Origin of the sequence: Paucibacter sp. PLA-PC-4 (assembly GCF_026241155.1) — a bacterium.
In the GTDB taxonomy this organism is placed as follows: domain Bacteria; phylum Pseudomonadota; class Gammaproteobacteria; order Burkholderiales; family Burkholderiaceae_C; genus Roseateles_E.
Genome location: NZ_JAPFGP010000001.1, coordinates 568,791 through 579,330 on the forward strand (window position 1 = coordinate 568,791; position 10,540 = coordinate 579,330).

Here is a 10,540-nt window from a genome sequence, read left to right on the forward strand (position 1 = left end):
CTGCGGCGACAATCTGCCGCATGAAATCCATACGTCTTCGCGCGGGCAAGGAACGCTCGCTGCAACGCCGCCACCCTTGGGTGTTTGAAAGCTCACTGCAAAAGGGCGGAGGCGACCCGGGCGAGACCGTGCGGGTCGAGTCGCACGAAGGCCAGTTCCTATGCTGGGCCGCGTTCAGTCCGAGGTCGCAGATCCGGCTGCGGGCCTGGAGCTTCGATGAAGGCCAGCGTATCGACGCAGCCTTTTTCGAGGCCCGAATCGCCGAAGCCCTGGCGATGCGCAAGCGGCTGCCGATTGCCTCCGACGCGCTGCGCCTGATCCATGGCGAGGCCGATGGCCTGCCGGGCCTAATCGTCGACCGCTACGGTGACACCTTGGTCGCGCAGTTCGGTGCCGTGGGCGTGGAGCGCTGGAAGAGTGCCATCGTCTCCAGCCTGCTCAAGCAGACCGGGCTGAGTCGCCTGTACGAGCGTTCGGACGCCAGTGCGCGCGGACTGGAGGGTCTGGAGGAGCGCACCGGCTGGCTGCATGGCGAGGGTGCGACCGAGTTGACGATCGCCGAGCACCAGTGGCGGCTGAGCCTGGATGTCGCGACCGGACACAAGACCGGCTACTACTTGGACCAGCGCGACAACCGCAAGCGCTTTGCCGACGCGGTGCGCCACTACGGCTGCAAGCGCGTGCTGAACTGCTATAGCTACACCGGCGGCTTCTCGGTGGCGGCGCTGGCCGGCGGCGCCGAGCGTGTCATCAGTGTCGATTCCTCGGCACCGGCGCTGGCACGGGCCAGCGCCCACGTGGCGTTGAACGGCTTCGAGCCCGGTCGCCACGAGGCGCGGGACGCTGACGTCAACCAGACCCTGCGCGGCCTGCTGGAGGCCGGCGAACGCTTCGATGCTATCGTTCTAGATCCCCCGAAGTTCGCGCCGACGGTGGCCCACGCCGAGCGCGCTGCCCGCGCCTACAAGGACATCAACCGCCTGGCCTTCAAGCTGCTTGTGCCTGGCGGCCTGCTGTTCACCTTCTCCTGCTCGGGCGGCATCGCGCCGGACCTGTTCCACAAGATCGTCGCCGGCGCCGGCCTGGATGCGCCGGCCGATGGCTACATCCTCGAGCGCGTGGCCGCTGCACCCGACCATCCGCAGACCATCTGCTTCCCAGAGGGCGAGTACCTGAAGGGTCTGCTGGTGCTCAAGCGCGGCTGAGGTGCGGCTGGGTGGTGGCGTATGTGCAAGACCTGACCCCCAGGACTTCACTTAGGGGATAGTGCTGCCCGTGAAAAGGGGGGGTAGGCCACCCGAGGCGCCATTTGCTTCGTGACATATTCACGTCCGGATCAATTGACAACAAACAGCGCACTCAGCGCGTTCTCAGGGGGAATATCCATGCGTTCTCGTTTCAAACTGGCCTTCGTGGCGGCTGTCTGCTGCCTGCTCGGCGCCGGCACCCAGGCTTACGCGCTGGGCGATCTCGTACCCAACACGGGCAATACCTCGTCGCCGTCCAACTGGCGCTTTGCACCTGGCCAGGCATTTAACGGCGTGGCCGGCGCCCTCGACGGCGTGGCTTCCATCACCTATAGCAATAGCGAAGGCATCTGGGCATGCTCGGGCTCGCTGCTGGCTGGCGGGCAATACGTGCTGACCGCCGCGCATTGCGCGGACAACTTCACCTCAATGAAGGTGGAGTTCGGCTACTACAACGGCGTGGCCAGCGTGACCCGCAATGTGGCGGTGGGTGGTGCCATCGTCCACGGCGGCTGGACCGGCGACCTGGACACCGGCGCCGATATCGCGATCCTCAAGCTCGACCAGAAGGTCACGTCCATCCAGGGCTACAAGCTCAGCACGACGATCGATATCGGCAAGGACTATCTGATGGCCGGCTACGGTACGACCAGCGTTGGGTCCAGCAACACCGACACCAATTGGGGCGATGGTCTGTACGGACACTACGGCTACAACACCTTTGATGTAGACAGCCAGACCTTCAACCAGGTGATCGATGCCAACGATTCCAGTTGGGGCTATGACGCCGACTATTACAAGCATGGTCTGACCTATATGTCGGACTTCGACAGCGGCATCAATCGCAATAACACCCTGGGACGACTGGCCGGCCTGACAGGCAATGCTTGGACCAGTAGCAATGGTCTGGGTGTCAATGAGGCGCTGATCGCCGGTGGCGACTCCGGGGGCGGTGACTTCATCTGGAGCGGCAGCGAGTGGCTGCTCAGCGGTGTGCATTCCTGGGGCTGGGAGGCCTGCAGCAATTTCGGGCTCAACTGCGATGCCAGCACCAGCAATTCGTCCAGCTATGGCGATCTGTCTGGTTCCACCGCGGTCTTTTCCCACCTCGGCTGGATCGCGTCTGTTACCGCCGTGCCCGAGCCGCAGACCTACGCGTTGTTCCTGGCCGGTCTGGGCTTGATGGGTGTGGCGACGCGCCGCCGCGAAGCGCAGCGCTGAAACAGGCGGGCCCTCAGGCCGCGCCCGGCAAGGCCAGGCGCGGTTCGAACTTGCTGCGCAACACGCTGAAGAAGGTCTTGACGTTGCGGACATTGGCGTCCTGCGTGAACAGCCGCAGCACCAGCGCGTGATAGGCCGGCATATCGGGCACCTGCAGAATCAGCACGAAATCGGGCCCGGGTGATACGCGGTAACACTGCTGTACCGCGGCCTCGGCCAGCAGCTTGTGCTCGAAGGCCGCCAGATGCTCGGCCCCCTGGCGGTCCAGCGTGATCTCGACGATGGCGCTGAGGCCGGCGCCCAGCTTGTCGGGCGACAAGATAGCCACGCGCCGCTCGATGATGCCGATCTCGACCAGGCGCTTGACGCGCCGCAGACAGGTGGCCGGCGACACATGGGCTAGCTCGGCCAGTGCCTGGTTGGAGAGCGAGGCGTCCCGCTGCAACAAATCCAACACCCGCAAATCGGTGGTGTCCAGCGCTATAGAAGTGACGAAAGTGTTCATAGAAGACTGATATTTGACAGATCTTTTCTCAAAACAATGAGTGTGGTTGATTATTTCATTATCGATATAAATTTGAAAACATTGGTTTCTTCTGCCTGCCTACCATCTGGCATCTACTCAACGCCTTCAGGCAGGAGAAACGCATGTGTGGCATCGTCGGCGCCGTCAGTCAGCGCAATATCGTTCCCATCCTCATCGAGGGCCTGAAGCGCCTGGAATATCGCGGGTATGACTCCTGCGGCGTGGCAGTGCACCAGGGCGGCGAGCTCAAGCGCGCCCGTAGCACTTCGCGCGTGGCCGAATTGCATGCGCTGGCGGCCGAGGACGGCATCGCCTCTGGCACCGGCATCGCCCACACCCGCTGGGCTACCCATGGCGCGCCGGCGGTGCACAACGCCCATCCACATTTCTCGCATGGCGCGGGCGCCGATGCCAACACCGCAACCGCCGGTCGGATCGCGCTGGTCCACAACGGCATCATCGAGAACCATGACGAGCTGCGCGCCGAGCTGAAGGCCCGCGGCTATGTCTTCACCAGCCAGACCGACACTGAGGTGATCTGCCATCTGGTCGACCAGCTCTACAACGGAGATCTACTGGAGGCGGTGCAGCAGGCGCTGACCCGCCTCAAGGGCGCTTATGCGATTGCCGTGTTCGCGCGCGACGAGCCGCACCGTGTGATCGCCGCACGCGAGGGTTCGCCGCTGGTGCTGGGGATCGGCACCGAGGCGGCGCAGGGCGAACACTTCGTCGCCTCGGACGCGATGGCCCTGGCCGGAGTTACCGACCAGATCGTCTATCTGGAGGAGGGTGATGTGGTTGACCTGCAGTTGGGCCGCTACTGGATCAGCAAGCTCAACACCGAGACCGGCCGCTATGAGGCCCAGACTCGCGAGGTGCGCACCGTGCACGCGCACAGCGGCGCGGCTGAGCTAGGCCCCTATCGCCACTATATGCAGAAGGAGATCTTCGAGCAGCCGGTGGCCATTGCCAACACGCTGGATGCGGTGACCGGCATCAGCCCGGAGCTGTTCGGCGACGGTGCATATCGCATCTTCAAGGAGATCGACTCGGTGCTGATCCTGGCCTGCGGCACCAGCTACTACTCTGGCTCAACTGCCAAGTACTGGCTGGAGAGCATCGCCAAGATCCCTACCAGCGTCGAGATCGCCAGCGAGTACCGCTACCGTGACAGCGTGCCGAACCCGCGCACGCTGGTCGTCACGATCAGCCAGAGCGGAGAGACCGCCGACACGCTGGCCGCGCTCAAGCATGCCCGCGCTCAAGGCATGACGCATACGCTGACGATCTGCAATGTTGCCACTAGCGCGATGGTGCGCGAATGTGAGCTTGCGTATATCACCCGTGCCGGCGCCGAGATCGGCGTGGCCTCCACCAAGGCCTTTACGACCCAGCTGGTAGGTCTGTTCATGCTGACCCTGGCGCTGGCGCAGACGCGCGGCCATCTGAGCGAGGCGCAGGAGGCTGAGCACATTAAGGCCCTGCGCCATCTGCCGGTGGCAGTGCAGGCCGTGCTGGCGCTGGAGCCGCAGGTGATCGCATGGAGCGAGGAGTTCGCACGCAAGGAAAACGCGCTCTTCCTTGGCCGCGGACTGCATTATCCGATCGCTCTGGAAGGCGCACTCAAGCTCAAGGAGATCAGCTATATCCACGCCGAGGCCTACCCGGCCGGCGAACTCAAGCACGGTCCTCTGGCCCTGGTGACCGCCGAGATGCCGGTTGTCACGGTGGCGCCCAACGATGCACTGCTGGAGAAGCTAAAGAGCAATATGCAGGAGGTCCGCGCCCGCGGTGGTCAGCTCTATGTGTTCGCCGACGGCGACACCCGGATTGAAAGCGAGCCGGGCCTGCATGTAATCCGCATGCCCGAGCACTACGGCAGCTTGAGCCCCATACTGCACGTGATTCCGCTGCAGCTGCTGGCCTACCACACAGCCTGCGCGCGTGGTACCGACGTCGACAAGCCACGCAATCTGGCCAAGAGTGTGACGGTGGAGTGAAGGGGGTACTTCGAATTGACTGCAACAAATAAAGTCCGTCGGGGAAAAATAAAGTCCGTCGGGCTCATCCTCCAGCATGGTGTTCCGTGCAAAAAGAGTCGAAAACTGGCCGGTCGCAGCGACGACTACTTCAACGACTCAAGTCGAGAAGCACGAGCGGCTGCACCAGGCTGGTCAGATTCATTCGCGACCCACAGGCTGAGCGACCGCTGCAATCATCAGCGGCCGTTCGACGGTCATCTGCACGTATGGCCGCTGCACCTCCGAGACCGGTCATTTGACAGCCGGTGCGGCACTCCGAGATCGAATGTCCGGTCCGACGCGGCGCGACCGGACGGAATCGACCCTGAGCTGACGTAGGCAGTCGAGTAGATCAGTCATTCAACCTCCCTCTTCGAACGCAGCAGCCGTCTCATCTCACGAAGAAAATGCTCGAAGTCCAAGGGTTTCGTCCAATAGTCGAAGGCCCCCGCTTTGCGCGCTGCGCCAACTTCGTCCGGCATCGCGCTCGCTGATAAAGCAATCACTGGACAACCAACACCGCCCCCCTCACCGCTCAGTGCCGCCAACACTGCGACGCCGTCCATATCGGGCAGCCGCATGTCGAGCAGGATCAAGTCGGGTTCGACGGTCCGAGCCAGCGCGATCCCATCCATTCCGTTCTCAGCCTGTGCAAGAACGACGCCCGGCCAGCGCAAGAGCAATTGCTCGACCAACAGCAGATTGACCGGGTTGTCCTCGATGTACAGCACAACGCCGGTCGGGAGGGACTCGTCACTCACCGCTGTCTGTTGCGTGACCAACGGAGAAAACGCACTGGAAGGTGCGATCGAATCGTGCGAGGGCATGGTGACGCGAACCCGGGTGCCAAGACCCTCTTCGCTGGTGATGTCGAGTCGACCGTGCATGAGTTGCACGAGCTGCTTCGTCAGAGCGAGGCCCAGTCCCGTGCCTTCGACCGCAATGCTTTCGCGACCGAGGCGGTTGAAGGGCTCGTAGAGATGCGCCATCTGCTTGGCGCTCATTCCGATGCCGGTGTCCTGAACATCGATATGGGTCTGATCTTCCTCAATGGAGATGCCAATCTCCACCCGCCCGCCAGGCCGGTTGTACTTGGTGGCATTCGACAGCAGGTTGATCATCACTTGACGCAGTCGCCTGGGGTCCGCCCACACCAGGACGCCCTCGCTGCGCCGATAGGTGGTGGCAATCACTACACCCAGCTGGCTCGCCGCAGGTTCACTGATGCGAACGACCTCGTCCAGCAGGTCCGGAACATCGACGCTGCTCTCTTCCACGTCGACCTTGCCGGCTTCGATCTTCGAAACGTCCAGCACATCGTTGACCAGTGCCAGCAGATGCCATCCTGCGCGCCGTATGTGATCAATCTGATTCTGGTGGCTCGCCGACAGCGGGTCCTTGACATCGCTCTGCAACAGCTGAGAGAACCCAAGCACTGCGTTCAGCGGTGTACGCAGTTCATGGCTCATGCGAGACAAGAACTCGGACTTGGCCAGACTCGCCGACTCCGCGGCAGCTTGCGCAAGACGCCCCTGCTCGGCTCGCCGCATCTCGGTGGCGTCCCGAATGACGACCGTCATCAGCACCGAGTCGTCTTGGCAAAGCCTGGATATCGAAGCCTCGATGGGGAACTCGGTCCCGTCGGCGCGAAGTCCCGCCAGTGTGTGAAGACCACCCATCCGACGTGCCGTGCTGCCAAAGCGTGCGAACTCGTTGACGTGCTCCATGTGGCCGCCACGCAGCCGACTTGGAATGAATCGTTCGATGTTGCTATCCATGGCGTCGAGCTCTGACACCTGAAACAGCTCCGCTGCTGCGCGGTTGAACAACCGCACTCGATGTTGTGAGTCGATCGAGATGATGGCGTCCATGGCCGTTTCAACGAGCCCCGAAAGCTGTTTCTCCCGGTCATTGAGCATGCGTTGTGCGTCCCGGAGCTCGGTGACATCGCTGGCGATCGTCAACACGCACGCCTGCTCGGCGAATTCGACACGGTCGGCCTGAAGCAAGTAGTCCCGTTGCTTGCCCACGTGGTCCGTCCCGCGCATCTGGAAGTTTCGAACCCGCCCGCTGTCGCGGAACTCTCTGACGAAGTCGGCACGCTCCTGATCGCCAGGCCACAGGCCTTCTTCGAAGGCGTCGCGCCCGATGATTTCCTGTCGTGTCAGGCCAGCGAAACTTTGGAAGGCCTCGTTAATGTCAAGCAAGCGTTGATCAGCAAGAGACACGATGGACATCGCAGCCGGGGCGGTCTGGAACAGCGTTCGAAAGCGTTGGGAATCGGACTCCGCCTGGTGTTCCGCAACGGCGCGAGCCCGCTCGCGGTCGAAATTGTCGAGAGCGAATGACACATCCCCGGTCATCTCTTCCACCAGGCCAATCAAGCGGTCGTCGAAGAAGCCGCCAATCGTCATGTGCAAGCTGAGCGTGCCGATCGTCTTTCCGCCGCGCCGAAACGGAAAGGTGGCTGCCGCCTGAGTGCCAATCGCCCGGGCGCGTTCTCGCCATGGCAGAGTTCGCGGGTCATCCTCGTAGTTGTTCGAGACCTGCCGTATGCCTGAGCGAAATGCCTCTGCGGTCAGCCCGCGTCCCGCAGGAAGCTTGACATCAAGCGGCACGGCGAAGTCGCGCAGGAACGCGTCTGCGGGCCCAGACCATGCGGCGGGCCTGATCAGGTCGCCATCAACCAGGGAGACATAGGCAATGCTGGCGTGCCCATGCTCGACGCATATCCTGCAAATCTCCTGGTAAAGCGTCTGGGGATCGGACATTCGCACGATGGCGCCGTTCGTTCGAGAAAGCGCCGTGTAAAAGTCTGTGTGTCGACGCTCGCGAATCTGGGCGAGGCGGACTTCCGTGATGTCGACTCCGAGGCTTGCCATGCCGACGATCTCGCCAATGGTCGATCGCAGGACGGAGTTGTGCCACTGCACCAACCGTCTGCCGGCAGACCGGGTCACGATCTCGTGCTCGACGTGTCGTGGCAGCACGCCCCCGTTCATGGCGGCAGCAAAAACCTCACGGATATCGCGGCATTCGGGGGGTACCAGTTCGAGCATCCAGTCGGCACCGGTCAGCTCTTCTCTGGAGTACCCGGCGAGCGACAGGAGGTAGTCGTTGCAGTAAGTGACATGGCCAGCCGTGTCGAGCATCAACGAAACCATCTCGACATTGGCAAGCAGGTCGGCATACCGCCTCTCGGACTCATGGAGTTCGGCTTCCGCAACCTGGCGAGCGTCGAGCATGGCGTTGAACTCGCTCGCCACCAAACCGAACTCTCCAGGGACTGACGCGGTAGCGCGGACGGCGAGATCACCACTCGCAACGGCTCGTGCGGTCCTTGCCAAAGCTGCGAGCGGCGCAGACATTCGCCGGGCCATCGCTACGGCAAAGGCAAGCACCGCCAGCACGACGATAGATCCCACGACGATGCTGCGCTGCACCTGCGCGCGGTAGCCGGCGAAGACATCCGATGCCGGAATGGCTGCAGCAGCTTGCCAACCGCCGGCTCGTATGGACTTGAGAGCAAATGCGCGCTCAACGCCATCGACCCCGGGCGCTATCCCGATCCCAGATGGATTCACTGTCAACGCCGTATTCAGGATGGCACTGGCATCCTTGCCCACCATTTCCCCGAAGCCGGGTCTGGTGACCATGATCGTGCCGGCGCTGTCGAATAGCGTCAAACGGCTGCCGGGCGGAAGGGAGTAGCGGTCCCAGTCGCGCTGAAGGCTTTCCAGGTCGAGAAGTACGGTCACCGTGCCGGTCCTGCGCCGGGCAGCGTCTCGCAGGGGAAGGCTCATGGCGGCAACCGTGCGCTGAGCGATCGGCGCAAGAAAGGGCTTGCTGAGCGCCAGGGCGTCGCTCTTGGCCGCCTCTTTGAACCAGTCGTGGTGCGCGAACGTGGTGGGTGCGACGCCCGGTCCTTTGATGGAGGAGCAGACCGGCCTTCCGCTTAGATCCGTGACAAACACATTCGCGAAGTGCTGTCGCCGCTGCACCACGCCATCCAACAGCGGGTCGCAGGTCTGCTCATCGACGGCCCTGACCAAGGGACGATCTGCCATGAAGGCCAGATAGCTCTCGGTTGCCGACAGCAAGGACCTAGCGTCTTGGGCAACACCGGCTGCATAATTCTCGACGGCTTGGTACGCGGCTGTTCGTGCCTGTACCGCGTCTTGTTGAACGTTGTAGGCCAGCAGAGCAAGGAGTGGTACGGCGACAGCTGCTGTGAGCCACAACAGCTGTCTGAAGAGATATCCCCGTCGGCGCATATGCGCCTCCAATTCCTAGGCCGGTGTCGAGTCCCGGCCTGCAACCGGACCGTCAGACAACCTTGACGGAGCCCACAATGTCGGCGATGTTAACGCCGCGAGCGGAAACAGTTCTATCGTAGTCTTCCGCCATGTTCGTTCCGCAAGGTACCTGCTTCGATGAGAGGGGCAATGTGTTCCTTGTGCGCACCACTAACCTGTCTCACTTTCGCGGCGTTAGCGCGTTCCGCCGTCGAGCACGGCTGTCATGGCTCGGCTTTGGGTGGCCGAGCTGAAAGGCTGCTCCTGGCCGGTACCGGGTCTTGCTTGACTGCAGCGTAAGCAAGCCGTCGCAGGATGGATGTAGCCGGCCTTGGGCGGCTAAAGGCAGGTCTGGTGGCGGCCCGGTGCCGGCCAATGGCAGATACTCGTGGCGGGCGGCTGTACGGGCACGAACGCATCGTGCGGGCACTAGCCGCGGAGAACCGGGTATCTCGACGGAACCTTGTTGAGAACTGGAAGGCCGCCCTTCACCGTAGTGACCCGGGCAAGAAGTTTGTCCGGATAGTGATGACAGGGCGTCCGCCGAACCGTGGATGGGTCTTCCTCACCGTTCCCAAGGGGAACGAGCCGTACGAGGACTACCGCGAGTTGCGCAGCACCATTCTCGGCACCTACTGCAGCGCTATCAAGCTGACCATGCCCACGCTGCAAGAGGCCGTCGGCATTGCTAGCGAGCCGTTTGCCGATGGTGAGGCCTCTCGAGACTTTATGTACGTCGACCTCCGCGAGGAGATGAGCGAAGAGGCGAGAGCTGCGCTGCAGGAGCTAATGGTCGAACTCGATGTGCTTCAGAGCAACCCTGATGTGTACCTCTTCAAGGGTTTAGTCAAAGAGTTTCCGATGCCGGTTCATTTCGGGCAGGCGGGGCCGTCGCCGAGCTATCCGAACGCGTTCATGGGCCGCGCCGAGCGTCGTCGCATGGAACGCGACGCCCGCAAGGCAGCCAAGAGTAAGCCACGCTAGGCAGTGCTTCGAACGAGCCTTGCAGACTAGGCCGCCCGCAGGTCACCGTATGCCACGGAGACGAGGCGCTCGAAAGCCACCACCAGGCCCCGGCGAGGGCCACAGGCCCCTAAGCATGTTGGCGATCGCATCGAACTGATCCATCGCGATCACGCAATACTGACCCACAGCTAGAGGCTACCCCAAGGTGCCTGCGTCAGTAGATTGGGTTTGATTCTCTTCGTTGGATGAAGCTCCTTTCTTGCG

General features: G+C 62.5%; 5 protein-coding genes and 2 pseudogenes. 5 read left to right on the top strand and 2 right to left on the bottom strand.

The features are described 5' to 3' along the window. Nucleotides 1–20: 20 nt before the first annotated feature. The 3 genes and pseudogenes from OOZ63_RS02860 to OOZ63_RS29185 all read left to right on the top strand — a co-directional run. On the top strand, nt 21–1,205 hold the full coding sequence (locus OOZ63_RS02860; protein WP_266003765.1) for a class I SAM-dependent rRNA methyltransferase: 1,185 nt from the start codon (nt 21–23) through the stop codon (nt 1,203–1,205). Between the two features lie 180 nt (nt 1,206–1,385). After that, nucleotides 1,386–1,898 (top strand): annotated as a pseudogene (locus OOZ63_RS29180) (trypsin-like serine protease); the annotation flags it as partial. A 471-nt stretch (nt 1,899–2,369) separates the two neighbouring features. Then, nucleotides 2,370–2,468, top strand: a pseudogene (locus OOZ63_RS29185) (PEP-CTERM sorting domain-containing protein); the annotation flags it as partial. A gap of 13 nt (nt 2,469–2,481) precedes the next feature. On the opposite strand, the gene OOZ63_RS02870 reads toward OOZ63_RS29185, so the two are convergent. Further along, a complete protein-coding gene (locus OOZ63_RS02870) occupies nt 2,482–2,973 on the bottom strand; it encodes an Lrp/AsnC family transcriptional regulator (protein ID WP_266003767.1) in 492 nt (163 codons plus the stop codon). Nucleotides 2,974–3,116: 143 nt separating this feature from the next. On the opposite strand from OOZ63_RS02870, the gene glmS reads away from it, so the two are divergent. After that, nucleotides 3,117–4,994 carry a glutamine--fructose-6-phosphate transaminase (isomerizing) gene (glmS, locus tag OOZ63_RS02875; RefSeq protein ID WP_266003768.1) on the top strand — a complete coding sequence of 626 codons (1,878 nt, stop codon included), beginning with the start codon at nt 3,117–3,119 and terminating at the stop codon, nt 4,992–4,994. A 377-nt stretch (nt 4,995–5,371) separates the two neighbouring features. Here the strand turns inward: glmS and OOZ63_RS02880 are convergent, their stop codons facing one another. Beyond that, complete coding sequence (locus OOZ63_RS02880; RefSeq protein WP_266003769.1) at nt 5,372–9,289, bottom strand: PAS domain S-box protein; 3,918 nt, start codon at nt 9,287–9,289, stop codon at nt 5,372–5,374. A gap of 396 nt (nt 9,290–9,685) precedes the next feature. Here OOZ63_RS02880 and OOZ63_RS02885 point away from each other — a divergent pair, with 396 nt between their 5' ends. Next, nucleotides 9,686–10,294, top strand: a complete 609-nt coding sequence (locus OOZ63_RS02885) for a hypothetical protein (RefSeq protein ID WP_266003770.1) — start codon at nt 9,686–9,688, stop codon at nt 10,292–10,294. Nucleotides 10,295–10,540 lie beyond the last annotated feature (246 nt).